Here is a 25,614-nt window from a genome sequence, read left to right on the forward strand (position 1 = left end):
ACATTGTGACATTCTGGTTAAATATTTCGCATAGGGCAACGATTGCATGAGGGCGCCGCTGTCCGGAAAAGCGACATCGTTCCGGCCGATTGCAAGCGCTGGAGCCGCTCCCCATATCCGGTTCGCAAAGCAACGGGACCAGTATGAGCGAACTTCCAAAATGGCACGGCACCACGATCCTGTCGGTGCGCAAGGGCGGCAAGGTCGTCGTCGTCGGCGACGGACAGGTATCGATGGGCAATACGGTGATGAAGCCCAACGCGCGCAAGGTGCGGCGGCTCGGTGACGGATCGGTGATCGGCGGCTTCGCCGGCGCGACCGCCGACGCCTTCACCCTGTTCGACCGGCTCGAACGCAAGCTCGAACAGCATGGCGGGCAGTTGCTGCGCGCCGCGGTCGAACTCGCCAAGGACTGGCGGACCGACAAATATCTGCGCAACCTCGAGGCGATGATGATCGTCGCCGACAAGGACGTCACCCTGATCCTCACCGGCAATGGCGACGTGCTCGAACCGGTCAATGGCGTCGCCGCGATCGGATCGGGCGGCAATTTCGCGCTGTCGGCCGCGCGCGCGCTGGTCGACTATGAGAATGACGCCGAGACGCTGTGCCGCAAGGCCATGGCGATCGCCGCCGATCTGTGCGTGTTCACCAACGGCAATCTGACGATCGAAACCCTCGATTCGGCCGTCGACTGATAGACTGATATTTCAGCCCCTCGCGGCGCGATCGCGCCGCGTTTCCAGGACAGAGAATGAACGAGAATCTGACTCCCAAGGCGATCGTCGCGGCGCTCGACGCGCATATCGTCGGCCAGGCCGACGCCAAGCGCGCGGTCGCGGTCGCGCTGCGCAATCGCTGGCGCCGGCAGCGCCTGCCCGAAAATCTGCGCGACGAAGTCACGCCGAAGAACATCCTGATGATCGGGCCCACCGGCTGCGGCAAGACCGAGATCAGCCGGCGGCTGGCCAAGCTCGCCGACGCGCCCTTCGTCAAGGTCGAGGCGACCAAGTTCACTGAGGTCGGCTATGTCGGCCGCGACGTCGAACAGATCGCCCGCGACCTCGTCGAGGAGGCGGTGCGACTCGAAAAGGAGCGCCGCCGCGCCGCGGTCAAGGACAAGGCCGAGGAAGCGGCGATGGCGCGGCTGCTCGACGCGCTGGTCGGCAAGGACGCCAGCGAGGCGACCCGCCTCTCCTTTCGCCAGCGCTTCGAGGAGCATCAGCTCGACGACAAGGAGATCGAGATCGAGGTCGAGGATTCGGGCGGCATGCCGTTCGAGGTCCCCGGCATGGGCGGCCAGGTCGGCATGATCAACCTCGGCGACATGATGGGCAAGGCGTTCGGCCAGGGCAAGGCCAAGCGCCGCAAGATGACGGTGCGCGCGGCCTGGACCAAGCTGGTCGACGAAGAGGCCGACAAACGGCTCGACCAGGACGAGGTCAGCCGGATCGCGCTCCAGGACGCCGAGCAGAACGGCATCGTCTTCCTCGACGAGATCGACAAGATCGCGGTGTCCGACGTGCGCGGCGGATCGGTGTCGCGCGAAGGCGTCCAGCGCGACCTGCTGCCGCTGATCGAGGGGACGACGGTCGCGACCAAATATGGTCCGCTCAAGACCGACCATATCCTGTTCATCGCCAGCGGCGCCTTCCATGTCGCCAAGCCATCGGACCTGCTGCCCGAACTCCAGGGCCGCCTGCCGATCCGGGTCGAGCTCAAGGCGCTGACCGAAGAGGACTTTATTCGGATCCTCTCCGACACCCGCGCCAGCCTGACCGAGCAATATCGTGCGCTGATCGCGACCGAGGGTGTCGAGATCGCCTTTACCGACGACGGCATCGCGGCGATCGCCAGGATCGCTGCCGAGGTGAACGCCCAGCTCGAGAATATCGGCGCGCGCCGGCTGTCGACGGTGATGGAGAAGCTGCTCGAGGATGTCAGCTTCGGCGCCGAGGACATGAACGGCGTCACCGTGACGATCGACCAGGCCTATGTCACCGGCCAGCTCAGCGAGGTCGCCCGCGACACCGATCTCAGCAAGTACGTGCTGTAATATCCCGCCGCCATCCCGCTTCGTCGGGATGGCGGCCAACGGCCATCGACAGCCGCCACCCTCTGTGCCTATGGCGGGATCATGCTCCACGCTATCCTGTCCGCACTGGCGGTCTTCATCATCGCGGTCATCTCGCGCAGCGGCTATCTCGGCATCGTCGCGCTGATGGCGATCGAAAGCGCCTGCATCCCGCTGCCGTCCGAGATCATCATGCCCTTTTCGGGCTATCTGGTCTCGACCGGGCGGTTCGACCTCTATCTGGCGACGACCGCGGGCGCGATCGGCTGCAACATCGGATCGATCGCCGCCTATGAGCTCGGCAAGCGCGGCGGCCGCTCGTTCGTCGACCGCTGGGGCAAATATGTGCTGATGAGCCATAGCGACCTCGATCGCGCCGAGCGTTTCTTCGTGCGCTGGGGCGATCTGACCGTTCTGCTGTGCCGGATGCTGCCGGCGGTCCGCTCGTTCATCGCCTTCCCGGCCGGGGTGGCGCGCATGCCGCTGTGGCGCTTCCACCTCTACACCTTCCTCGGCTCCTGGCCGTTCTGCTTCGTGCTGACCTGGGCGGGAATGAAGCTCGGCGATCGCTGGGCGACCGATCCGCGGCTGCACGAGATCATGAAGAGCCTCGAGGTGGTGATTGCGCTGGTGATCGTCGTCGGCGGTGCCTGGTTCGTCTGGCACCGGCTGAAGAGCTTCAAGAAGAACGCATGAACCCGGTCTACGCGCGGCTGCCGACCACCATCTTCGAAGCGATGTCGGCGCTCGCCCGCGAGACCGGCGCGATCAACCTGGGCCAGGGCTTCCCCGATGCGCCCGGCCCCGAGGATGTCCGCCGCGCCGCCGCCGATGCGCTGCTGACCCGCTCCAACCAATATCCGCCGATGGCCGGCCTGCCCGAACTGCGTCAGGCGATCGCCGCGCATTATGCGCAGGACCAGGGGCTCGACCTCGACGGCGCGTCGGAGGTTATCGTTACCTCGGGGGCGACCGAGGCGATCGCCGCGGCGATTCTCGGCATCGTCTCGCCCGGCGACGAGGTCGTGCTGATCCAGCCGCTCTACGACGCCTATCTGCCGATGGTCGAACGCGCCGGCGGCGTCGCCCGGCTGCTGCGACTCGACCCGCCCGACTGGACGATCGCCCCGCAAGCGCTCGATGCCGCGTTCGGGCCGAAGACCCGGCTCGTCATCCTCAACAATCCGGTCAATCCGACGGGCACGATGTATGATCGCGCGACGCTCGAACGCATCGCCGAACGCTGCATCGCCCATGACGCGATCGCGCTGTGCGACGAGGTCTGGGAGCATGTCCGCTTCGACCGCGACCATATCCCGCTGATCGCGCTGCCGGGCATGCGCGAGCGGACGATCAAGATCGGTTCGGCGGGCAAGATCTTCGCGCTGACCGGCTGGAAGGTCGGCTGGCTGATCGCCGCGGCGCCGCTCGCGCGGCAGCTCGCCAAGGTGCACCAGTTCCTGACCTTCACCACCCCGCCCAATCTGCAATGGGCGGTGGCCGAGGGACTGGCCAAGGAGGCCGGTTGGTTCGTGGCGATGCGCGACGGCTTCGCCGCCCAGCGCGCGCGGCTGATCGATGGGCTGCGCGCCGCCGGCTATGTCGTGCTGCCCGCACAGGCGACCTGGTTCGTGACGATCGACCTGCCCGCCTCGGGCATCGCGCTCGACGATGTCGCCTTCGCCGAGCGGATGGCGCGCGCCGACGGTGGTGGGGTGGTCACGATCCCGATGTCGGCCTTCTATGCCGAGGACCCGATCCGGACGCTGGTGCGGCTCTGCTACACCAAGGACGACGCGACCCTCGACATGGCGGTCGAGCGACTGACGCGGATGCGACAGCGGCTCATTTAAAGAAAAACGCCACCCCAGCAAGGCTGGGATGGCGTTTCGATATCGACTTTCAATCGACTTTTAGCGCGCGCCGAACTTGCGGACCGCGCCCTTGTGTGCGCCGGGCGCACCCTTGGGGCGGCTGAAGCGGCGCTTCTGCTCGCCGGTGCGCTCGGCGCCACCGCCGTCGTGACGGCGGCGATCGCCGCCGCGGCCCTGGCCCTCGTTGGTCGAAACCGGCGGCTTCGGCATCTTCGCCTTCTCGGCGAGGAAATTCTCCGGAAGCGGCTGGATCTCGAGCTTCACCTTGGTGAGCTTCTCGATCGACTTGAGATAGGGACGCTCGTCGTCCGCGACGAAGGCGATCGCGATGCCGGTCGCGCCAGCGCGCGCGGTGCGGCCGATGCGGTGGACATATTGCTCGGCGACGTTGGGCAGTTCGTAGTTGAAGACATGGCTGACCCCGCCGACGTCGATGCCGCGCGCGGCGATGTCGGTCGCGACGAGGATCTTCACCTCGCCCTGGCGGAAGCCGAGCAGGGTGCGCTCGCGCTGCGGCTGGCTCTTGTTGCCGTGGATCGCCTCGGCGGCGATGCCGGCGGCGCGCAGATGCTTCACGACCCGGTCGGCGCCATGCTTGGTGCGGCTGAACACCAGCGCACGGTCGATCGGCTCCGAACGGATCTTCATGATCAGCAGCGCGGTCTTCTCGGTCGCGTTGCAGAAGGTCGCGAACTGCTCGACCCGCTCGGCGGTGGTCGACTGCGGCGCGACCGAGACCTTGATCGGATCGCTCAGGAAGCGGTCGCCGAGTTCGGCGATCGTCTTGGGCATCGTCGCCGAGAAGAACAGCGACTGGCGCTTCTTCGGCAGCAGCTGATCGATGCGCTTGAGCGCATGGATGAAGCCGAGGTCGAGCATCTGGTCGGCTTCGTCGAGCACGAAGATCTCGACGAACTTCAGGCTGAGCGCGCGCTGGTCGATCAGGTCGAGCAGGCGGCCCGGGGTCGCGACGAGGATGTCGACGCCGCGCTGGAGCTGGCGGATCTGCCGGTTGATCGGCACGCCGCCGAACACCGTCATCACCGACAGGCGCAGGAACTTGCCATATTGCTCGAAGCTCTCGGCGATCTGGCTGGCGAGTTCGCGGGTCGGCGCCAGCACGAGCATGCGGCAACCCTGCGGCGGGGTGTGCTTGAGGTTCTCGGCGAGATAGTTGAGCGAGGGCAGCGCGAACGCCGCGGTCTTGCCGGTGCCGGTCTGGGCGATGCCGCACAGGTCGCGGCCGTCGAGCAGCGCCGGGATGGCCTGCGCCTGGATGGGGGTAGGAATGTCATAGCCCTTGGCGGCCAGCGCGCGCTGCAGGGGCTCGATAAGACCGAGTTCGGAAAATTTGGTCACAGATGATCTTTCGCAAAAAATTGCGGGCACACGAACGGAGGGTCCATGTGACAGCGGGTTCACATGACGACCCGCGTGAATTGGGAAGCCTAAGCCTGGTTTGCGTCTTTATGGGCCCGAGCCGGCCTGGCCATTGGAACGGCCAGGAGATCACGCTGCTCTAAGGCCAATCCCGCAAAACGGCATCGACGCGCTGCAGCATATGCCCCATGATCGCTTCGAATACAAGCCGGAGGCGTCATGAAGGCCGATTATGTGCGGAAAATCCTGCTTTGCGGCTTATTTTCAACGATGTCAGTACCGGCGATCGCCGCACTCTCCCCCGCAGAGCGCAATATGGTCGCCACCGTCGACGCCGAAAAGGGACGCACGATCGGCCTGCTCGAACGGCTGGTGAACCAGAATTCGGGATCGATGAATCTCGACGGGGTGACCAGGGTCGGCGCGATGATGCGCGCCGAGCTCGAGCCGCTCGGGTTCCAGGTGAAATGGGTGCCGATGCAGGCCGCCGGTCGCGCGGGCCATATCGTCGCGGTCCACAAGGGCAGCGGCAAGGGCAAGCGGCTGTTGCTGATCGGCCATCTCGACACCGTGTTCGAGGCCGACAGCCCATTCCAGAGCTGGACGCTCAAGGACGGCGAAAAGGCCGAGGGGCCGGGCGCCAGCGACGACAAGGGCGGGATGGCGGTGATGCTGTCGGCGCTGCGCGCGATGAAGGCCGCCGGCACGCTCGCCAAGGCCGATATCGAGATCGTGCTGACCGGCGACGAGGAGAATGTCGGCGATCCGGTGGCGATCGCGCGCGCCGACCTGATCGCCGCCGGCAAGCGCGCCGACGTCGCGCTCGACTATGAGGGGCTGGCGCGCGAGGACGGTCGCGACATGGGCTCGGTCGCACGGCGCTCGTCGTCGAGCTGGATCGTCACCGCGCACGGCAAGACCGGCCATTCGAGCGGCATCTTCTCGGGCAATGTCGGCTATGGCGCGATCTACGAGCTGGTGCGCATCCTCGACCGCTTCCGCAAGGAGCTGCCCGAGACCAACCTCACCTATAATATCGGCCTGATCGCCGGCGGCGCGACCGAGCAGACCGACGCCCAGGGCATCCGCGCGACCGCCACCGGCAAGGGCAACATCATCCCGCCGATCGCCGAGGCGCGCGGCGACATGCGCACCTTGTCCGACGAGCAGACCAGCCGGGTGCGCGCGAAGATGAAGGCGATCGTCGCCGAGCATCTCCCCGGCACCAGCGCCGAGATCGACTTTCCGCGCGACGGCTATCCGGCGATGGCGCCGACCCCGGGCGGCATGGCGATCCTCGACGCGCTCAACATCGTCAACCGCGACCTCGGCCTTCCGGCGATGCCGCCGCTCGATCCGCTCAAGCGCGGTGCCGGCGACATCAGCTTCGTCGCCAAAGATGTCGACGGCTATGTCGGCCTCGGCACCGCCAGCACCGGCGACCATGCCCCCGGCGAAACCGTCGACCTCGCCTCGATCCCGCGCCAGGCGAAGCGTGCGGCGATCCTGATGTCGCGACTGAGCGCGGAGCCGCGGGGGAAATGACCCATCGCAACCGTTCGTGTCGAGCGTAGTCGAGACACCGCGCGATGTGTCTCGACTACGCTCGACACGAACGGTTGGACATTGGGCGTTCTGAACGAACGCGACGCCCTATTTCCGCAAAGGCTCGGGCTTGCCCAGTCCGCCGCCCAGCGCGACATACAGGTTGATCAGGTTCTGGAATTCGGACGAGCGCAGCGAGACCATCGCCTGTTCGGCATCGAACAAATTGCGCTCGGCATCGAGCACCTCGATATATTGGGCGACGCCATTCTGGTAGCGCAGCCGCGCCAGCGAGGCGAGCTTGCGCTGCGCGGTCAGCGCGCGTTCCTGGGCGACGGTCTGCTCGGCGAGGAAGCGCTTGCCCGCCAGCGCATCCGAGACTTCGCGGAAGGCGGTCTGGATCGCTTTCTCATAGGTGGCGAGCGCGATCTCGGCGCGGGCCTTGGCGGTCTTCAGGTCGCCGCTGCGGCGCCCCCAGTCGAAGATCGGCAGGGTGATCGACGAGCCGAAGCTCCACGAACGATTATCCTTGCCGACCAGCCCGTCGAGTTCGGTCGAGGCGAAGCCATAGCTGCCGGTCAGGCTGATCTGCGGGAAGAAGGCCGCGCGGGCGACGCCGATATTGGCCTCGGCGGCGCGCAGATCCTCCTCGGCGGCGACGATGTCGGGGCGGTTGGCGAGCAGGTCGGACGGCAAGCCCGGACCGATATCGCGGACGATCCCCTGGTCGACCATCGGCAGCGCCTCGGGCAGGTCGTCGGGCACCGCATGGCCGACCAGCACATAGGTGAAGTTGCGCACCTGCGCGCGCTGCAGCCTGAGGCTCGCCAGCTCGGTCTCGGCCTGGGTCAGCAGCGTCTCGCTCTGGCGATAGTCGAGCGCCGAGGTCACCCCGGCATCGAGCCGCTTGCGGGCGATCCGCAGCCCCTCCTGGCGGCTCGACACCGTCGATTCGGCGATCGCGATCCGCTCGAACAATTCGCGCGCCTTGAGATAGTTGATCGCGACGTCGCGGATCAGCGACAGCCGGAACGCGCGCTCGCCGGCGACGGTCGACAGATAATCGGCGCGCGCGGCGGCGGTGAGGTTGCGGACCCGCCCCCAGAAATCGAGCTCGAACGCGGTGACCCCCGCGCCGATCCGATAGCTCTCGCTGGTGAAGCCGCCGGTCGCGCCCGCGCCGCCCCCCTGGGTAACGGTCGAGATCGGGGTCCGGCTTTTGGTATAGCTGCCGCTGCCGTCGAGGGTCGGGAAGCGGTCGGCGCCCTGGACCTGATATTGGCCGCGCGCCTCGTCGATCCGCGCGACCGCGACCCGCAGGTCGCGATTATTGTCGAGCGCGAGCTGGATCAGCCGCTGCAGCCGCGGATCGGTGAAATAGTCGTGCCAGCCGAGATCGGCCGCCCGACGATTGTCGGGCCCGACCAGATAATCGGCCGGAAAACCCTCGGGCGTCGGCAGGGGCCCGGCGCGGTGCGCGGGCGCCAGCGAACAGCCGGCGAGCAGCAGCGCCGGAACCATCGACCAGCGCTTAATCATGATCGGCCTCCCCCTCGGGGTGCGCCGCGACCGCATGCGGCGGCTTGCGGGTCAGCCAGCGGCGGACCGCCAGATAGAAGATCGGCACGAAGAATATCCCGAGCAGGGTCGCCGCGATCATCCCGCCCATCACCCCGGTACCGACCGCGCGACGGCTGGCGGCGCCGGCACCGGTCGCGATGAACAGCGGCAGCATGCCGAGGATGAAGGCGAGCGAGGTCATGATGATCGGCCGCAGCCGCAGCCGCACCGCGGCCAGCGTCGCATCGACCAGCGACTTGCCCTCGGCCTCCTGCTCGATCGCGAATTCGACGATCAGGATCGCGTTCTTCGCCGACAGGCCGATGATCGTGATCAGCCCGACCTGGAAATAGACGTCGGCCGACATGCCGCGCAGCGTCGACAGCAGCACCGCGCCGAGCATGCCCAGCGGCACCACCAGCAGCACCGAGACCGGCACCGTCCAGCTTTCGTAGAGCGCGGCGAGCAGCAGGAAGACGACGATCATCGACAGGCCGAGCAGCAACCCGACCTGCCCCGCCGACTGGCGCTCCTCGAACGAGATCCCGGTCCATTCATGGCTGAAGCCCGCCGGGAGCTGGCCCGCCAGCTGCTCCATCTCGGCCATCGCCTCGCCCGTCGAATGGCCGGGCGCGGGCGTCCCCGAGATCGTCGCCGCCGAATAGCCGTTATAGCGCTGGAGCTGGGGCGGGCCCGAGGTCCATTCGGCGGTGGTGAAGGCGCCGAACGGCACCATCTGGTTCTGGTCGTTGCGCACCCGCAGGTTGAGCACGTCGGCCGGGGTCATCCGATAGGGTGCATCGGCCTGGAGCAGCACCCTGAGCACCCGGCCGTTGAAGTTGAAGTCGTTGGCGTAACCCGATCCGAACGCGATCGCGAGGGTCGAGTTGACGTCGGCGATCGTCAGGCCGAGCGCGCGCGCCTTGACCCGGTCGATATCGACATGGAGCTGCGGCGCGGGTTCCATGCCTTCGGGACGCACGCCTGCGAGCACCGGGCTTTGCGATGCCAGGCCGAGCAGCTGGTTGCGCGCGGCGGTGAGCGCCTCCTGCCCCTTGCCGCCGCGATCCTCGAGCTTGAACGAGAAGCCGCTGGCATTGCCGAGCTCGCGGATCGGCGGCGGGTTGATCGTGAAGATCATCGCCTGCTTGACCCCCATCAGCGTCTTCATCGCCTTGCCGACCAGCGTGTCGGCGCTGTTGGCGACGCCCTTGCGCTCGTCCCAGGGATGCATCGTCGTGAAGATCTGCGCGGCGCTCTGACCGGCACCGAAGAAGCTGAAACCGCGCAGCACCACCATCGACTTGGTCTGCGGCTGGGCGCGGAAGAACGCCATCGCCTGCTGGGTCGCCTCGTCGGTGCGCTGCATCGTCGCCCCGGGCGGCGCCTGGACGATCGTCGCGACATAGCCCTGGTCTTCGGAGGGCAGGAAGCTGCCGGGCATCCGCGAGTAGAGCAGCGCCGCCAGCGCGACGAGCAGCGCGAAGATCCCCAGCCAGCGCAGCGGCGCCTTCAGCATCCGCCCGACATAGCCGACATAATGGCCGGTCGCCTTGCCGAACAGCCGGTCGAACCCCGCGAAGAAACGGTCGAGCCAGGGCACCAGCCGCTTCTTCGGCTTTTCCTCGTCATGCGGCTTGAGCATCGCCGCGCACAGCGCCGGGGTCAGCGACAGCGCGAGCAGCGCCGAGAAGGCGATCGACACCACCAGGGTGATCGAGAACTGGCGATAGATGCCGCCGGTCGATCCGGGGAAGAACGCCATCGGCACGAACACCGCGATCAGCACCAGGGTGATGCCGATGATCGCACCGGTGATCTGCCCCATCGCCTTGATCGTCGCCTCGCGCGGCGGCAATTTCTCTTCCGCCATGATGCGCTCGACATTCTCGATCACGACGATCGCATCGTCGACGAGGATGCCGATCGCCAGCACCATGCCGAACAGCGACAGCACGTTGATCGAGAAGCCCGCGATCCACAGCCCCAGGCTGGCGCCGGCCAGTGCGATCGGCACCACCACCGACGGGATCAGCGTGGCCCGCCAGTTCTGCAGGAACAGATACATCACCAGGAAGACGAGGATCATCGCCTCGACCAACGTCACCACGACCTCGTGGATCGACGCCTTGATGAACGGGGTGCTGTCGAACGGGATCGACCAGGCGACGTCGGGCGGCAGGCTCGTCTCGAGTTCCTTCATCCGCGCGCCGACCGCCGCGACCGTCTGCAACGCATTGGCGTCGGGGGTCGGGATGATCGCCATGCCGACCATCGGCTTGTCGTTGAGCAGGTTGCCGCTGATGTAGTTGGCGGCGCCCAGCTCGACCCGGGCGACGTCGCGCAGCCGCACCGTCGATCCGTCGGGATTGGCGCGCAGGATGATGTCGGCGAACTGCTCGGCGCGCGAGAAGCGGTTCTGGGTGATGATCGTCGCGTTGAGTTCGGCGTTGCCGGCGATCGGCTGGTCGCCGAGCTGGCCACCAGCGGTCTGGCTGTTCTGCTCCTGCACCGCCGCCAGCGCCTCGGCCGGCGACAATTTGAAGCTCGCCAGCTTGTCGGGGTCGAGCCAGACCCGCATCGAATATTCGGACCCGAACAGCCGCACGTCGGACACGCCGGGCAGCCGGCGCAGTTCGTCGATCACCTGCGAATTGGCGATCTGGCCGAGTTCGAGCGGCTGGGTCTTGCCGCTGCGCGACACCATCGCGACGATGCCGAGAAAGGCGCCGCTCGACTTGTTGACCTGGATGCCCTGGCGGCGAACCTCCTCGGGCAGGCGCTGCTCGACCCGGCGCAGCCGGTTCTGCAACTCGACCTCGGCGATGTCGACGTCGGTGCCCGCCTTGAAGGTGATCTGGATCGATGCCTGGCCGTTCGAGAGGCTCGACGACGACATGTAGAGGAAGCCGGCGACCCCGTTGAGCTCCTGCTCGATCGGCTGGGTGACGTTCGATTCGACCGTCTGTGCATCGGCGCCCGGATAGGTCGCCGTGACCTGGATCGATGGCGGGGCGACGCTGGGATATTGCTCGACCGGCAGCACCCTGAGCGCCATCACCCCGGCCAGCGCGATGCCGAGCGCGATCACCCAGGCGAAGACCGGGCGATCGATGAAGAAGCGGGAGATCATGCCCGGCCTATTTCTTGCGGCCGGCGATGCTGACCGGCTGTCCGGGCCGCGCCTTCTGCACGCCCTCGACGATCACCCGGTCGCCGGCCTTCAGCCCCGATTCGATGATCCACTTGCCGTCCTGCATCGCGCCGAGCTTCACCGTGGTGGCGGCGACGATATTCTTGGCGTCGACGGTCAGCACCGTCGCGCCCTGCGGGGTCACCTGCACCGCCCGCGCCGGCACCATGATGCCGTCGGTCTTGATGCCGGCGATGATCCGCGCCCGCACGAACTGGCCGGGCAGCAATATCCGCTGATGGTTGGGGATCTCGGCGCGCAGCGACACCGTGCCGGTCGACTCGTCGACCGCGAGGTCGAAGAAATCGAGATAGCCGGCCTGGCCGTAGGGCGTGCCGTCCTCGAGGAACAGGCTCACCTTCGCGCGGCTGATCTGCACGTCGCGGACCTTGCCTTCGGCGATCTCGCGGCGAAGCTTGATCAGTTCGCTGCTCGACTGCGAGAAATTGACGTAGATCGGATCGAGCTGCTCGATCGTCGTCATCAGCGTCGCCGATCCGGCCGACACCAGCGCGCCTTCGGTCACCTGCGCACGTCCGGCACGGCCGGCGATCGGCGCGGTCACCGTCGTATAATCCAGATCGAGCTTCGCCCGGTCGACCGCGGCCTTGGCCGACGCGACGTCGGCCTGGCCCTGGCTCTGGGTCGAGACCGCGGCGTCATATTCCTGGCCGCTGATCGCCTGTTCCTTGACCAGCGGCTGATAGCGCCCGACCACCTGCCGGGCGTTGGTCGCCGCGGCCTCGGCGCGGCGCAGCGACGCCAGCGCGCTGGCATAGGCCGCACGGTTCTGGGCGGGATCGATCTGGAACAGAGCGCTGCCGGGCTTGACGTCGGTGCCTTCGGCATAGAGCCGGCGCTGGACGATGCCGTCGACGCGCGCACGCACCTCTGCGGTGCGATAGGCCTGCACCCGCGCCGGCAGTTCGGCGACCATCGGCACGTCGCCGGTCTGGACGGTGATGATCTCGACCTCGGGCGGCGGCGGCGCGGGCGGCTGCTGCTTCCCGCATCCCGACGCCGCCAGGGCAAGGCCGATCGCCAGGGTGAGGCTGTGCTGACGCTTCATGGGGCCCTTTGCCTGTTCGATTATCCGGGAAGGCCTAGTAACCATGATCGACGATCACCACCACTCTATACAAGCGGTGTAATGTATGATACATTACGGCATGATGGGATCAAGATCGCCGGGCAACGGCGGCCGATTGGGGAGAGCTATATGACCGGCACCGTCCTGGCAAGTCCTGCAACCGAAGCCCAGCCGGGCGGCAGCGACCGGCGCGAGCGCCGTCGCACCGCGATCCTGGCGGCGGCGCGCAAATTGTTCCTCGAACGCGGCTATGACGCGGTCAGCGTCAGCGAGATCGTCCGCGAATCGGGGGGATCGCTGTCGACCCTCTACGACCTGTTCGCGAGCAAGGAAGGCATATTGGTCGCGGTGGTCGGCGAGAATCATCGCGACCGAATGGTGGCCGCGCAGGCGCTGTGCGGAGATACCAGCAGCAGCCCGCGCGAATTGCTGGCGATGCTGGTCCGCATCCTTCAGACCGACATGTTCCGGCCCGACCGGATCGGCATCTTGCGGATCCTGATGGCCGAAAGCATGCGCAACCCGCAGATCGCCAGATTGCTCGACGAATCGACAAACCTGCCGTTCGACGCGATGCTGATCGATCTTTTCCGGCGCTGGAACGAGCAGGGCAAGGCGAAGATCGACCGCCCCGAGATCGCCGCCGACCTGCTGATCGGCATGCTGATCCACCGCCCGCTACGCCATGCCGCCAAGGGGGTCGACCCGTGCGACCAGAGCGCGATGGCGACCGCCGCCGTATCGATGTTCGTCCATCATTATCAGTTGGCCTGACACCGCCGGCTCAGGCGGCGGCAACCGGATCGACGGAGACCTTGACCAGGTCGGCGATGATGTCAGCGCCGGCATAGGCGACATAGATCAGGCTGCCGGGTTCGATCCGCACCTGGGTCTCACCCTCGGCGATCACCGCATTGCCCAGTTCGATCCGCTCGCCATCGGCATCGATCGCCCCCTCGACGGGCAGCAGCCAGATCGGCCTGTCACCCGACGATAGCGCGAAATCGCCCTGCATCGTCCAGCGTTCGAGAACGAAGGCGACCTTTTCCGACAGGATCGTACGACCGGCGTCGAGTTGGCGCGGCGGCGGCCCACCCTCGAACGGGCCGAAATGCGACACCGCCATCGCGTCGTCGAGATGGAGTTCGCGCGGCGATCCATAGTCGTAGAAACGATAGGTGAGATCGAGATTCTGCTGGATCTCGATCACCCGCAACCCGGCGCCGATCGCATGGATCGTCCCCGCCGGCGAATAGATCACCTCGCCGGCCTCGACCGGTTTCCAGAAAAGCATGCCCTCGATCGAACCGTCGAGCGCGCCGGCGCGGACCACCGCGGGATCCATGTCGTGCTTGAGGCCCAGCGCGATCGTCGAATGCGGCTCGGCAGCCAACACGACCCAGGCCTCGTCCTTGCCGCGCGGATAGCCGCGCGCCTGCGCCTGGGCATCGTCGGGATGGACCTGCACCGACAGCCGCTCGCTGGTGAACAGATATTTGATCAGAAGTTCGCGTTCGGCCGACTGGTCCTCGAACCAGATTTCGCCGACGGGCTCCGCATCCTGCGGCTGGTCGGGGAACAGCGGCGCCAGATCATGCCGCCCCCAGGGCTTGGTCACGCGATGGGTATGGAGCCGGACGATGGGCAAGCTGCTTCTCCCAGGATCGTCGTGGAGACGAACGACGAACCTCGCAGTTCCGTAACGTCCCGAACGTTTCGGGAAAAGGCCGACCGGGAGTGTTCGGCTCAGTTGGGCAGGCGGACTTCGACCTTGTCGACCCATTCGGGGAAGAAGGCCGGCTCGCGGTTCGACCAACCCGGCGCGGTGGCGGCGGCTTCGCTGATCGACTGCAACAGCACCCGCCGCTTTTCGGGATGGAGGTGGGGAAGCGCCGCCGCGGCACAGAAGGCGCCCGGCAGCCAGGGCCGCACATTCGCGCCGATCAGCCGCTCGTAGAGGAAGCGATAGGCGCCGAAACTGTTGAGCCGGTCCTGACCGAGATCGAAGGCCGAAAGAGTGATGAGCGGGGCCATGAACGGCTCGACCGCATCGAGACCGCTGTCATCGGGCACCATGCACCGGACATGGTCGAGGCGGCTGTAGATCCGCGCCTGCGCCATGATGCTCGCGCTTTCGACGACGTCGCGCGACCAGCGCGCCAGCGCATCCTCGCGCCCCAGGCCGATATCGAGCGATCGGCGGACATATCGTTGCGTGGCGGCCGGGAAACTGGCGAACTCTTTCATTTCCGCCAGCGTCATCGCGCCATCTGCAGGTTTGCTGTACGAACCCATACCAACACCCCCCTTTGAGGAAGCCTTGGAAGGACGATGCGCCTCTTATGCTTTACAGACGCTTAAGCCCTTGTGAGGCTTCCGTTAATGAACGGAGCATGTTTCTTGCTGCGTTGCAACAAGCGGTGCGGCGAAAAGTTGCATCGGCGCTATTTTTTGGTGGATAAGTTTTGGGGCGCCGCCTTTCGACAACGCCCCAACATCACCCCAAAGCACTGACAAGATTACTCTTTGCTGTCCATGCGCGCCTTTTCGGCCTCTTCGTCATAGCCCGACGACGGTGCCGGGTCCTGACCCTTGCCGGGCTGGGTATTGGCCGGCGCGTCCGATGTCGGAAAACTTTCATCGAGCGCCACGTCGAGCTTGGCATCCTCGTTTTTCGGGTTCGACGCCAGCTTGTCGTCATCGGTCGCGTCATGGGCGGTCCGGATATGCGGTGTCGCCCGGGTCGTCGAATCGGTGGTCATCGCTCCTACTCCGCTTATTGTCTCGTCCGGGATCAACGAACGGCGGCGACAGCCTGTTCCGGGATGCGATCGGTTGCGACAGGGGCGCGGAAGCTGAACTTTCGATGAACGGCAAAGCGTGTTCGACCAACGCCAACCGATTGCAGGCGACGTGAAACCATGTCGTGCCTATATTTACACCCATGACATTAGACATTTCCGGCCCGCGCGGAGCTACGGTCAGTCCGCGGGTCGCCTTGCTTTCGATCGTGTGTTTCTGGCTTACCTATTTCGCGATTGCGACGGTCAGATGGATGCTGATCGGAGGCGAGCACCAGGCCGACATGCTCGCCGCGCGTGCCCTCGTCGCGGTGGGGTCGATGCTCGCGACCTATATCGTCTATCTCGCCATGCGCCCCTTGGCGGGCAGGTCGCTTGCGATCAACGTCACCGCGGTCGCGCTGCTCGCGATCCCGGCGGCGGTCGCCTATTCGTCGATCAACTGGATCGCGATGCGCCAGGTGACCGACAAGATGTACGCCGCCAAGAGCGAGGAATATCGCCAGAAGCAGGCGATCATCGACAACCAGGCCGCCGACGCCGCACGCGCACAGGCCAAAGCCGCGCTCGCCGTCGCGCGTGAGGCGATCCGCCGCGCGACCGAGCAGGCCCGCGAGGCGACCGAGGCGCAGCGCGCCGCCATCCGCCAGGCCGAATCGGCACGGCGCGCGGCCGAAAAGGCGCAGAACGATGCCGCCGCCGCGCGGCGCGATGCCCAGAAGGCGCGGACCCAGACCGACCGCGACGATGCCGAGGCCTCCGAGCGCGAAGGCTGGGAGGAGTATCAGCGTGGCATGGCCGAGGCGCGCGCGGCGGTCGCCGAGGCCCGTCGCCATGGCATCAAGATCGATCTCGACGAGCTCATGGGCGGCATCCCGGTGCCGCCGCGCCCCGGCAGCACGAAACCGGCCACCCCGGCCTCTCCGGCGGCGCCCGCCGCACCGGTCGCGGCCCCGACCCCCGCCCCCCGCGCCGCGCCGGTGCCACCGATCACCCCGATCGAAATCCCGTCGATTTCGGTCGGCGACCCCGCCCCGCGCGTCGTCGTGCGGGCTGGATCGGCGATGCCGGTCCATGAGGAGGATGACGGCAAGTCGGTGTTCGAGCAGATCGCCGACCAGGCGCTCAACGGCTATTTCTTCTTCGGGGCCTGGGGGGCGCTGTTCCTCGCTTTGTCCTATGCGGCGGCCGTCCGCGCGGTCGAGCGCGAGTCCGCGGGCTATCGCGCCGCCGCGCGCGATGCCGAACTTCGGGCACTGCGCTATCAGGTCAATCCGCATTTCCTGTTCAACACGCTCAATTCGCTGTCGACGCTGGTCCTCAAGGAGAGGCCCGAAGAGGCCGAGCGGATGATCCTCAACCTCTCGACCTTCTTTCGCACCAGCCTGACCGCCGATCCCAAGGAGGATGTGCGACTGTCCGAGGAGATCCGGCTCCAGCGGCTCTATCTCGACATCGAGGCGGTGCGCTTTCCCGAGCGGATGAAGGTCGACATCTCGATCCCGCCGTCGCTGAGCAACGCCTGCGTGCCCTGCCTGATCCTGCAGCCGCTGGTCGAGAATGCGATCAAATATGGCGTGTCGCGATCGAAGCGGCCGGTCCACATCTTCATCGGTGCGCGCGAGGACTCGCACGGACTCGTGCTCACCGTCGAGGACGACGGCGACGCGATGGACGACGACGGCAAGCTCAAGGGCACCGGCGTCGGCCTCAAGAACGTCACTGACCGGCTCAAGGCGCGCTTCGGCGACGACGCCGCCTGCCGCTATGGCCTGCTGCCCAATGGTGGTTTCGGCGTAACGCTTTTCATGCCACTGATCCGGAATGGCGCCTGAAACTCGAAACCCTGAATCACCCATCCGCACCCTCGTCGTCGACGACGAACCGCTCGCGATCGAGCGCTTGCAGATATTATGTGCGCGCGAACCGCAGATCGATCTGGTCGGCACCGCATCCGACGGCGAGGCCGCACTCCGCCTGATCGACGCGCTCGAACCCGAGATGCTGCTGCTCGACATCGCGATGCCCGGGCTTGACGGGATCGGCGTCGCCCGGGCGATCGAGAAGCTCGACCGCAAGCCGGCGATCATCTTCTGCACCGCCTTCGATCAATATGCGGTGACCGCGTTCGATTTGTCGGCGACCGACTATGTCCTCAAGCCGGTGTCGCAGGACCGGCTCGGCCGCGCGGTCGCGCGGGTGATCGAGCGCCGCCGGGCACCGCCCGAACAGGCGCCGGCATCGGATTTTGCCCAGGAATTCTGGGTACCGCACCGCTCGGAGATGGTCCGCATCGCCGTCCAGGACATCGACCGGATCGAGGCCGAGCGCGATTATATGCGACTGCACATCGGCACGCGCAGCTTCCTGCTCCACCAGACGATCACCGAACTCGAACGCCGGCTCGATTCGAGCCAGTTCGTCCGTCTCCACCGCTCGACGATCGTCCGCCGCGACCGCATCGAAAAGCTCAGCCATGACGGCATGGGGGTGTGGCACGCGGTGATGGCCGACGGCGAACGCATCCGCATCGGCCGCACCTATCTCCCGGCGGCGCGCCAGTTGATGGGGCGATGAAAGCGGACGTCAGAGCGCAGCAAGCACCGCGTCGCCCATAGCGCTGGTCGACACCGTTCCGCCGAGGTCTGCCGAGCGCACGCCGCTCGCCAGCGCCGTGGCGACGGCAGCCTCGATCCGGTCCGCCTCGGCCGCCATGCCGAGCGAATAGCGCAGCATCATCGCCGCCGACAGGATCGTCGCCAGCGGATTGGACTTGCCCTGCCCGGCAATGTCGGGCGCCGAACCATGGATCGGCTCGTAAAGCCCCTTCTGGTTCGAATCGAGCGAGGCCGACGGCAGCATGCCGATCGAGCCGACGCACATGCTCGCCTGGTCCGACAGGATGTCGCCGAACAGATTGCCGGTGACGATCACGTCGAACTGGCCGGGATTGCGCACCAGCTGCATCGCGCAATTGTCGACATACATATGGCTGAGCGTGACCTGCGGGTAATCCGCCGCGGTCTCGATCATGACGTCGCGCCACAGCTGCGAGGTCTCGAGCACATTGGCCTTGTCGACCGAGCACAGCTTGCCGCGCCGTGCCGTCGCGGTCTCGAAGCCGACCCGCGCGATCCGGCGCACCTCGTCCTCGTTATAGGACATGATGTCATAGCCTTCGCGCAGGCCCGCGCCCGTCTTGCGCATGCCTTTTTCGCCGAAATAGACGTCGCCGTTGAGTTCGCGGACGATCACCATGTCGATCTGGCTCGCGACCTCGGGCCGCAGCGCCGAAGCGTCGGCGAGTTCGGGAAACAATTTCGCGGGGCGCAGATTGGCGAACAGCGACAATTCCTTGCGCAGGCCCAGGATCGCCTGTTCGGGGCGCAGATGCCGATCGAGACCGTCGCAGTCGGGATCGCCGACCGCGCCGAACAGGATCGCATCGGCGCGCTTCGCCAGATCGAGCGTCGCCGGCGGCAGCGGATGGCCGGCGGCCTTGTAGGCGGCGCCGCCGACCGGCGCGGTTTCGAACGACAGCCGGTCGCCGCAGACCGCCTCGAGCACGCGCACCGCTTCGCCGAGGACCTCCGGACCGATTCCGTCGCCGGGCAGGAGCGCGATGAGCATGGCTGAAATCCCTCTTTGAAAAAGCTGCGCGCGCCATGCCCGCTTGCGCGCGACTAGGCAATAAGCCGCTTGATCCGGTCGATCAGCCGCCCACGCGCGTCGAGGATCGAAGATCGCCGATCGGTCAGCAGGTCGCGGTCGAGGAAATGGCCGGTGAGGCGGAATCCGTCGAGGATATCGCCCCAGTTCGCCGGGCCGCCATCGAGCAGGAAGCCGGGCAGCGGCAGCAACCGGTCGGCATAGGGGCCGGCCGCGCCGCGCGATACCGCCGCCGCGCTCTTCGGGCTGACGAAGCCGAGATCCTCCCTGGCGCCGGTGACGACACATGCCGACAGATCGAGGCCGAAGCCGAGCTCGGCGAGCAGCAACTGCTCGTAGCGCACCGCCGATGCCGCCCAGCCGCTCGCCGCCGGGGCATATTCGATCGCCGACAACACCGCATCGAGCGCCGCGTGGAGCTCGGGATAGGACTGGCGCTCGGGCAGCACGCTCGCGGTCAGCGCGCACAGCCATTCGATCGCCGCCGCCGGCAACGGCTCGGCGTACAGCCCCGCCCGGCTGTGGGTCAGCTCGACGGTCAGCGCCGGCAACTGCTCCTCGGTCCGCGCGCGATATTCGGCCTCGACCAGATTGCCCGCCATCAGCACCGGCCGCAGCCGCCGCGACCGACCGCCGCGCACATAGCCGGCGAGCAGCCCCTCCTGCGGCGTCAGCGCCCGCACGATCGCGCCATGTTCGGCATGCTGGCGGACCGAGCAGATGATGGCGGAAGAACGGATCAGCACCGTTGCAACATGGCGCCCATCGATGACGCTGTCACCTCCAGCCGTCGCTCCGGCCTCCGCCGGAGCGACGAGCGGGTTACCTTCTCTCCGCCACCTGGTTGGACCACATCTGCTCGACGAACCGCCCGAACCGGCGCAGCGAGGCGGTCGGCAGCAACTGTGACGGCACGTCGAGATCGAGATTGTGAAGATCGGCGAAGAAGGCGGTCGGGAAGCGCGCACGTTCGCGCGACAGGAAGGAGCAGAGATGCTCGAACCGCCGGACATGGACCCGGTTGGGTGCGGTGCCGGTGCGGTTGGCGAGTTCGAAACTGTGGCTGACGATGTTGACCAGCGGCAGCCCCATCCGCTCGGCATGTTCGATCGCCGCGCGCAGTTCGCCCATCGTCACCGCGCAGAGCTGGAGGTGACGCGGCACCGCGCCGTCGTCGATCAGCGTCACCGGGATTTCGGTGATCCCCTCATGGCGGATCGGGGTGATCTGACCGGCGGGCAGGCCGATCTTGCTGGGCCAGGGATGTTCGCAGCCATTATGGCTGCTGTCATAGGCGAAACCGAGCGACGCCGCGGCGCGCAGCGTCGCATCGTCGGCGGCGTAGCTGCCCGCGCGGAACGCAATCGGCTCGGGCACGCCCGCCTCCATCAGCAGGTCGCGGGCGCGGGCGATCAGGTCGCGCTGCCTGGCCTCGTCATATTCGTTGAGTTCGTAGGCGCCGGTCATCGTACCGCCATCGACCGCGGCCCAGCGCGGGTGGAGATGGAGCTGCACCTCCTGCCCCGCCTCGAGGATCGGCCCGACCATCCGCCGGATCGGTTCGATGCCATGGACGCAGGCCGGCATCGGATCGACGAAGAAACAGGCCTTCAGCGCATATTGGGCAAGCACGCGCAGCTGATAGGGGATGCCGACACCCGCCGCCTCATAGGAACGCGCATAGGAGGCGCGCCAGTCATCGACCCCCGCCGACTGGCCGAGCATCAACTCGGTGTCGATCGTGATCAGGACCTGGGTCGGCATCGCCTCGTCCAGTTCCAGAGCAGGGGGCATGAAAGACATGGCATTGTCCTAACCTCCCCCATGAAAGAAATCGTAAATAGCCTGTGCCATCGCCTTCGAAACGCCGGGTGCCCTTTCGAGGTCCGTCAGCGCCGCGCTGCGGACCGCGCGGGCGGTGCCGAAGTGCATCAGCAGCGCCTTCTTGCGGGCCGGACCGATCCCCGGAATATCGTCGAGCGGGCTCGAAGTGAAGTTCGCCGCGCGCTTCGTCCGGTGCACCCCGATCGCGAAGCGGTGCGCCTCGTCGCGCAACCGCTGCAAATAGAAAAGCAGCGGCGAGTTGGGCGGCAGCATCGCCTCGCGCCCGTCGGGCATGTGGAAATGCTCGCGCCCCGCATTGCGGTCGGGGCCCTTCGAGATGCCGACGATCGCGACGTCCTGGACCCCCATCGTCTCGAGCACCTCGCACACCGCGCTGATCTGGCCCTTGCCGCCGTCGATCAGCAGCAGGTCGGGCCAGTCGCCACCCTTGCGCTCGGGATCCTCCTTCTCGAGCCGTGCGAAGCGCCGACCGAGCACTTCGCGCATCATCGCGAAATCGTCACCGGGCTTGGTCTCAGGATTCTTGATGTTGAACTTGCGATAGGCGTTCTTGCGGAACCCTTCGGGGCCCGCGACCACCATCGCGCCGATCGCGTTGGTCCCCATGATATGGCTGTTGTCGTAGATCTCGATGCGGTCGGGAATCTCGTCGAGCTCGAACAGGTCGGCCATCTCGCGCATGATCCGGCTCTGCGTGGTCGATTCCGCCATCCGCCGGTCGAGCGCCTCGACCGCGTTGCGCTGCGCCTGCGCCAGCAATTTACGCTGCTCGCCGCGCTGGGGCACCTTGATCTGCACCTTGCGGCCGGCACGCTCGCCCAGCGCCTCGGCGAGCAGTGCTGTCTCGGCCGGATCGCGATCGACCAGAACGAGCCGCGGCGGCGGGACCTCTTCATAGAATTGCATCAGGAAGCTCGCGAGCACCTCCTCCTCGGGGACATCGGCGGTGTGCGCCGGGAAGAAGGCGCGGTGTCCCCAATTCTGGCCACCGCGGATGAAGAAGGCCTGAATGCCCACCGTCCCGGCATGGCTGTGCATCGCGAACACGTCGGCGTCGGCGACCCCCTCGGCGTTGATCGCCTGGCTGCCCTGGATGAAGGTCAGCGCGCGCAGGCGGTCGCGGTAGACCGCGGCGAGCTCATAATCCATCGCCTCGGCCGCGGCGCTCATCGCCTCCCCCAGCTTCTTCTGGACCTGGGTCGACTTGCCGCCGAGAAACGCCTTCGCATCGTCGACCAGCTCGGCATAGGCGCCTTCTTCGATCCGGCCGACGCACGGCGCCGAGCAGCGCTTGATTTGGTAGAGCAGGCACGGGCGGTCGCGATTGGCGAAGAAGCTGTCGGTGCAGCTTCTCAGCAGGAACAGCTTCTGCAGTGCGTTGAGGGTGCGGGTGACCGAACCGGCGCTGGCGAACGGACCGAAATACTGCCCCTTCGCCTTGCGCGCGCCGCGATGCTTCTGGATGCGCGGATAATCATGATCCTCGCGCAGCAGGATGAACGGGAAGCTTTTGTCGTCGCGCAGCAGGACATTGTACGGCGGGCGGTAGCGCTTGATCAGCTGCGCCTCGAGCAGCAGCGCCTCGGCCTCGCTGTTGGTGGTGACGATCGTCATCGACCGGGTCTGCGCGACCATCCGGCTAAGCCGCTTCGGCATCCGCGCGACCTGGGTATAGTTGGCGACCCGATTCTTGAGCGCGCGCGCCTTGCCGACATAGAGGACGTCGCCGCGGGCGTCGTGCATCCGATAGACGCCGGGGCGCGCGGGCAGCGTGTCGAGGACGTTGCGGATCGCGGCGATGCCGGCTTCCAGATCGGGCGCATCCGATCCGCGCACGGTGTAGACGCTTTTTTCTTCGTTGAAACGGTCGGTCGGGGGGGCCTGGTTCACCATCCTGATCTAGGATGTTTCCGTCCCGGATTGAACCCCGCCGACGATTTCGACGCGGCTATTTCAGGAAAGACCGATCATCCCGACGACGGCGGCAGGTTGGGCGACACCGGCGGTCAGCAGGATGAGCAAAGCCAGCCCGGCCCGCACGAGGCCCGAAGGCGCCACCGCGCCGAGCAGTCCGGTCGTGCGATTCCACAGCAAAGGCAGGGCACATAGTCCCGACAGCAGCATCGCGCCGACCAGCTCGGGCGGCAGCGCATGCGCGAATTGCGCCCGCGCCGCGCCCAACAGCAGCATGCATGCCCAGATCCAGCCGATCGCGCCCATGATCGCTCATCTACGCGGCTTTGATGGGGGAATCGTAAAGATGCACGGCCCAAACGCAAAAGGCCCGCCGATCGCTCGGCGGGCCCTTCGATGGCGATGATGCCGGCTCAGTTGAGGCGGGCGGTGCCCAGGCCCGAAATCGCCTTGTCGACCAGCGCGGTATCGGCGGTGGCGTCGTGACGTTCCGCGATCAGCGCGGCGGCCGCGGCAGTCGCCGCAGCGGCGGCCTTGGCGCGAACCTCGGCAACGGCGCTAAGCTCGGCGGCCGCGATCTTGTCCTCGGCCATCCGGCCGCGGCGCTCGATCAGCGACGATGCATCGACGCGGGCGCGCTCGACGATCGCGTCGGCCTCTTCGCGGGCATGGACGAGCATCGCCTCGGCCTCGCTCGCGGCGGCCTTCGCCTTGGCCTCATATTCGGCCTTGATCTTCTCGGCATCGGCGCGGAGCGCCGAGGCTTCGTCGAGTTGCGCCCGGATACCCGCAATCTTCTTGTCGAGCATCGAGCCCAGGATCGCGGGCACCTTCTTCCAGACCATCAGGACGATGACGACCAGCATCGCCAGCGAGACCCAGACGGTCGCGTTCATGCCGAGCGCGGTCGGATCGACATGATGTTCTTCGGTGTTCACCGCCTGGCTGGCGGTGGTGTTCGGCAGCCCCTCGAGATGATCGGCATCGGCGAGATTGGCGGCGACGGCAACGGAGCCGGGGTTGGACATGGTCAGATCCTTCAGCCGTTGGCCAGCGCGGTCTTGACCGCGCCTTCGGCCGCCGCCTTGTCGACGCTGAGCCCCGACACCTTGGCGACGATATCCTGGGCGAGCTCGGCGGCGACGCTTTCGATCTCACCCAGCGCCTTGGCCTGCGCGGCCTTCAGGCCGGCATCGGCTTCGGCCGCCTTGGCGGCGAGGTCGGCATCGGCCGCCTTGACCCGCTTCTCGGCTTCGGCGGCCGATGCCGCCTTGGCGTCGGCTGCGGATTTCTGCACGGCGGCGCGCGCCTCATCGATGCGCGCCCGGTAAGCGGCCTCGGTCTCGTCGGCCAGCGTCCGCGCAGCCTGTGCGGCGGCGAGGTCGTCGGCGATCTTCTTGTCGCGTGCGTCGACGGTCGCTTCGATCTTGGGCAGCATGCCCCGGCCGATCCCGAAATAGATCAGGCCGAAGACAATCAGCAGCCAGAAGATCTGCGAGGCGTAGGTCGCGGCAATCTGGGCGATCTGAGGCATCGAGCAGTCCCTGTTGGGGCAGTGGGGGGCCGGCGAACCGGCCCCGGCAGATTTACGCGACGAACAGCAGGATCATCGCGACGACGAACGCCAGCAGGCCGAGAAGCTCGGCAGCGGCGAAGCCGATGAACAGGCGGCCCTGCTGGCCATCGGCGGCTGCCGGATTGCGCAGCGCGGATTCGAGGAACGAACCGAAGACATTGCCCACGCCCAGTGCGGCCATGCCGACACCGATGGCAGCCAGACCGGCACCGATAAGCTTTGCGGCTTCTGCGTCCATGATAAACTCCTTGGGATTAAACAGTTGAAAACCTTGGTGAAAACTTAGTGCAGGTTGACCGCGTCGTTCAGATAGAGCGAGGTCAGCAGCGCGAAGACATAGGCCTGGATCGCGCATACCAGCAGTTCGAGCAGGGTGATGCCGATCATCAGCACGAAGCTGGGGATCGTCACGATCGCGACGGTCAGCGCACCGGCGTTCAGCCCGTTGATCACGAACCCGGCCAGCACCTTCATCAGGATGTGGCCCGCGGTCATCGCGACGAACAGTCGCAGACCCAGCGAGAAGGGACGGATCAGGAAGGAGAACAGCTCGATCAGGAAGATCAGCGGGACCATGTAGCCCGGCGTGCCGTGCGGAATGAACAGCGAGAAGAAGTGGAAGCCGTGACGGGCGAAGCCGACCACCAGCACGATCGCGAAGCTGATGATCGCCAGCACGCCGGTGATGGTCAGATGGCTGGTCACCGTGAACGGATGGAGCCCGAAGATGCCGGTCGGCATCATGCCCATCAGGTTCGAGATCAGGATGAACATGAACAACGAGAAGACATAGGGCGTGAACTTCTTGCCCTCGGGCCCGATGTTCGTCGCCATCATCCCCGAGATGAAGCCGGTGAAGCTTTCCACCGCCGCTTGCCAGCGACCGGGAACCAGCTCGCGCTTCATGCCGCCGAGCATGAAAATCCACAGCGCCGCCAAGGTGATCACCATCCACAGCGCGCTGTTGGTAAAGGCGATGTTATGGCCCGCAATGGCCCAATCCTTACCGAACAAAGGTTCGATCAGGAACTGGTGCATCGGATCGATCTTGCCTGATTCGGCCGCCACGCTTTGCCTACCCCTGCTTATGCCA

General features: G+C 66.5%; 24 protein-coding genes. 8 read left to right on the top strand and 16 right to left on the bottom strand.

The window, feature by feature from the left end; genetic code table 11:
• The first annotated feature begins 143 nt into the window (after positions 1 to 143).
• The 4 genes from hslV (at position 144) to AC1RM6_RS22440 (ending at position 3,927) form a co-directional block, all read left to right on the top strand.
• A complete protein-coding gene (hslV, locus tag AC1RM6_RS22425) occupies positions 144 to 698 on the top strand; it encodes an ATP-dependent protease subunit HslV (protein WP_493105309.1) in 555 nt (184 codons plus the stop codon).
• A gap of 56 nt (positions 699 to 754) precedes the next feature.
• Positions 755 to 2,056 carry an ATP-dependent protease ATPase subunit HslU gene (hslU, locus tag AC1RM6_RS22430; protein ID WP_493105311.1) on the top strand — a complete coding sequence of 434 codons (1,302 nt, stop codon included), beginning with the start codon at positions 755 to 757 and terminating at the stop codon, positions 2,054 to 2,056.
• 81 nt (positions 2,057 to 2,137) lie between these two features.
• Positions 2,138 to 2,770, top strand: a complete 633-nt coding sequence (locus tag AC1RM6_RS22435; RefSeq protein ID WP_493105313.1) for a DedA family protein — start codon at positions 2,138 to 2,140, stop codon at positions 2,768 to 2,770.
• Entirely contained in the window at positions 2,767 to 3,927 is a 1,161-nt protein-coding gene (locus AC1RM6_RS22440) for an aminotransferase (RefSeq protein ID WP_493105315.1), read from the top strand. The genes AC1RM6_RS22435 and AC1RM6_RS22440 overlap by 4 nt, the downstream gene beginning before the upstream one ends.
• 60 nt (positions 3,928 to 3,987) lie before the next feature.
• Here the strand turns inward: AC1RM6_RS22440 and AC1RM6_RS22445 are convergent, their stop codons facing one another.
• Positions 3,988 to 5,307, bottom strand: coding sequence for a DEAD/DEAH box helicase (locus AC1RM6_RS22445; RefSeq protein WP_493105317.1), 1,320 nt, complete (start codon positions 5,305 to 5,307; stop codon positions 3,988 to 3,990).
• Positions 5,308 to 5,598: 291 nt separating this feature from the next.
• On the opposite strand from AC1RM6_RS22445, the gene AC1RM6_RS22450 reads away from it, so the two are divergent.
• Complete coding sequence (locus AC1RM6_RS22450) at positions 5,599 to 6,873, top strand: M20/M25/M40 family metallo-hydrolase (RefSeq protein ID WP_493105319.1); 1,275 nt, start codon at positions 5,599 to 5,601, stop codon at positions 6,871 to 6,873.
• Between the two features lie 108 nt (positions 6,874 to 6,981).
• Here the strand turns inward: AC1RM6_RS22450 and AC1RM6_RS22455 are convergent, their stop codons facing one another.
• From AC1RM6_RS22455 to AC1RM6_RS22465, 3 genes are read right to left on the bottom strand one after another with little or no spacing between them, the layout of a single operon-like run.
• Positions 6,982 to 8,412: an efflux transporter outer membrane subunit gene (locus tag AC1RM6_RS22455; protein WP_493105320.1), complete on the bottom strand. Its 1,431-nt coding sequence runs from the start codon at positions 8,410 to 8,412 to the stop codon at positions 6,982 to 6,984.
• Positions 8,405 to 11,566 (bottom strand): multidrug efflux RND transporter permease subunit, encoded by a 3,162-nt coding sequence (locus AC1RM6_RS22460; RefSeq protein WP_493105322.1) that lies wholly within the window; start codon positions 11,564 to 11,566, stop codon positions 8,405 to 8,407. The genes AC1RM6_RS22455 and AC1RM6_RS22460 overlap by 8 nt, the downstream gene beginning before the upstream one ends.
• A gap of 7 nt (positions 11,567 to 11,573) precedes the next feature.
• Entirely contained in the window at positions 11,574 to 12,695 is a 1,122-nt protein-coding gene (locus tag AC1RM6_RS22465) for an efflux RND transporter periplasmic adaptor subunit (RefSeq protein ID WP_493105324.1), read from the bottom strand.
• 150 nt (positions 12,696 to 12,845) lie between these two features.
• Between AC1RM6_RS22465 and AC1RM6_RS22470 the strand changes: the two genes are divergently transcribed.
• Positions 12,846 to 13,490, top strand: a complete 645-nt coding sequence (locus tag AC1RM6_RS22470) for a TetR/AcrR family transcriptional regulator (RefSeq protein WP_493105326.1) — start codon at positions 12,846 to 12,848, stop codon at positions 13,488 to 13,490.
• Between the two features lie 10 nt (positions 13,491 to 13,500).
• Here the strand turns inward: AC1RM6_RS22470 and AC1RM6_RS22475 are convergent, their stop codons facing one another.
• The 3 genes from AC1RM6_RS22475 to AC1RM6_RS22485 form a co-directional block, all read right to left on the bottom strand.
• The gene (locus tag AC1RM6_RS22475) at positions 13,501 to 14,364 is read right to left on the bottom strand and encodes a class I mannose-6-phosphate isomerase (protein ID WP_493105327.1); all 864 of its coding nucleotides are present in this window, start codon (positions 14,362 to 14,364) and stop codon (positions 13,501 to 13,503) included.
• Between the two features lie 98 nt (positions 14,365 to 14,462).
• Positions 14,463 to 15,011, bottom strand: a complete 549-nt coding sequence (locus tag AC1RM6_RS22480; RefSeq protein WP_493105329.1) for a hypothetical protein — start codon at positions 15,009 to 15,011, stop codon at positions 14,463 to 14,465.
• Between the two features lie 224 nt (positions 15,012 to 15,235).
• Positions 15,236 to 15,478 carry a hypothetical protein gene (locus AC1RM6_RS22485; RefSeq protein WP_493105331.1) on the bottom strand — a complete coding sequence of 81 codons (243 nt, stop codon included), beginning with the start codon at positions 15,476 to 15,478 and terminating at the stop codon, positions 15,236 to 15,238.
• A gap of 293 nt (positions 15,479 to 15,771) precedes the next feature.
• Here AC1RM6_RS22485 and AC1RM6_RS22490 point away from each other — a divergent pair, with 293 nt between their 5' ends.
• On the top strand, positions 15,772 to 17,352 hold the full coding sequence (locus AC1RM6_RS22490) for a sensor histidine kinase (RefSeq protein WP_493105333.1): 1,581 nt from the start codon (positions 15,772 to 15,774) through the stop codon (positions 17,350 to 17,352).
• Positions 17,342 to 18,094 carry a LytR/AlgR family response regulator transcription factor gene (locus tag AC1RM6_RS22495; protein WP_493105335.1) on the top strand — a complete coding sequence of 251 codons (753 nt, stop codon included), beginning with the start codon at positions 17,342 to 17,344 and terminating at the stop codon, positions 18,092 to 18,094. Before AC1RM6_RS22490 ends, AC1RM6_RS22495 begins: the two co-directional genes overlap by 11 nt.
• A 9-nt stretch (positions 18,095 to 18,103) precedes the next feature.
• Here AC1RM6_RS22495 and leuB read toward each other — a convergent pair whose 3' ends face one another.
• The 9 genes from leuB to AC1RM6_RS22540 all read right to left on the bottom strand — a co-directional run bounded on the left by leuB (position 18,104) and on the right by AC1RM6_RS22540 (position 25,589).
• Positions 18,104 to 19,147: a 3-isopropylmalate dehydrogenase gene (gene leuB, locus AC1RM6_RS22500; RefSeq protein WP_493105337.1), complete on the bottom strand. Its 1,044-nt coding sequence runs from the start codon at positions 19,145 to 19,147 to the stop codon at positions 18,104 to 18,106.
• A 53-nt stretch (positions 19,148 to 19,200) separates the two neighbouring features.
• A complete protein-coding gene (gene recO / locus AC1RM6_RS22505; RefSeq protein ID WP_493105339.1) occupies positions 19,201 to 19,932 on the bottom strand; it encodes a DNA repair protein RecO in 732 nt (243 codons plus the stop codon).
• A gap of 76 nt (positions 19,933 to 20,008) precedes the next feature.
• On the bottom strand, positions 20,009 to 20,989 hold the full coding sequence (locus AC1RM6_RS22510) for a polysaccharide deacetylase family protein (RefSeq protein ID WP_493105341.1): 981 nt from the start codon (positions 20,987 to 20,989) through the stop codon (positions 20,009 to 20,011).
• Positions 20,990 to 20,998: 9 nt separating this feature from the next.
• On the bottom strand, positions 20,999 to 22,921 hold the full coding sequence (uvrC, locus tag AC1RM6_RS22515; RefSeq protein ID WP_493105343.1) for an excinuclease ABC subunit UvrC: 1,923 nt from the start codon (positions 22,919 to 22,921) through the stop codon (positions 20,999 to 21,001).
• Positions 22,922 to 22,984: 63 nt separating this feature from the next.
• Complete coding sequence (locus AC1RM6_RS22520; RefSeq protein ID WP_493105345.1) at positions 22,985 to 23,251, bottom strand: hypothetical protein; 267 nt, start codon at positions 23,249 to 23,251, stop codon at positions 22,985 to 22,987.
• A gap of 107 nt (positions 23,252 to 23,358) precedes the next feature.
• A complete protein-coding gene (locus AC1RM6_RS22525; protein WP_493105347.1) occupies positions 23,359 to 23,973 on the bottom strand; it encodes a F0F1 ATP synthase subunit B family protein in 615 nt (204 codons plus the stop codon).
• Between the two features lie 11 nt (positions 23,974 to 23,984).
• Positions 23,985 to 24,479 (bottom strand): F0F1 ATP synthase subunit B family protein, encoded by a 495-nt coding sequence (locus AC1RM6_RS22530; protein WP_493105349.1) that lies wholly within the window; start codon positions 24,477 to 24,479, stop codon positions 23,985 to 23,987.
• A gap of 52 nt (positions 24,480 to 24,531) precedes the next feature.
• Positions 24,532 to 24,759: a F0F1 ATP synthase subunit C gene (locus AC1RM6_RS22535; RefSeq protein WP_012050658.1), complete on the bottom strand. Its 228-nt coding sequence runs from the start codon at positions 24,757 to 24,759 to the stop codon at positions 24,532 to 24,534.
• A 44-nt stretch (positions 24,760 to 24,803) separates the two neighbouring features.
• Positions 24,804 to 25,589: a F0F1 ATP synthase subunit A gene (locus AC1RM6_RS22540; RefSeq protein WP_493105350.1), complete on the bottom strand. Its 786-nt coding sequence runs from the start codon at positions 25,587 to 25,589 to the stop codon at positions 24,804 to 24,806.
• Positions 25,590 to 25,614 lie beyond the last annotated feature (25 nt).

The organism is Rhizorhabdus sp. GW822-FHT03C02, assembly GCF_058801765.1.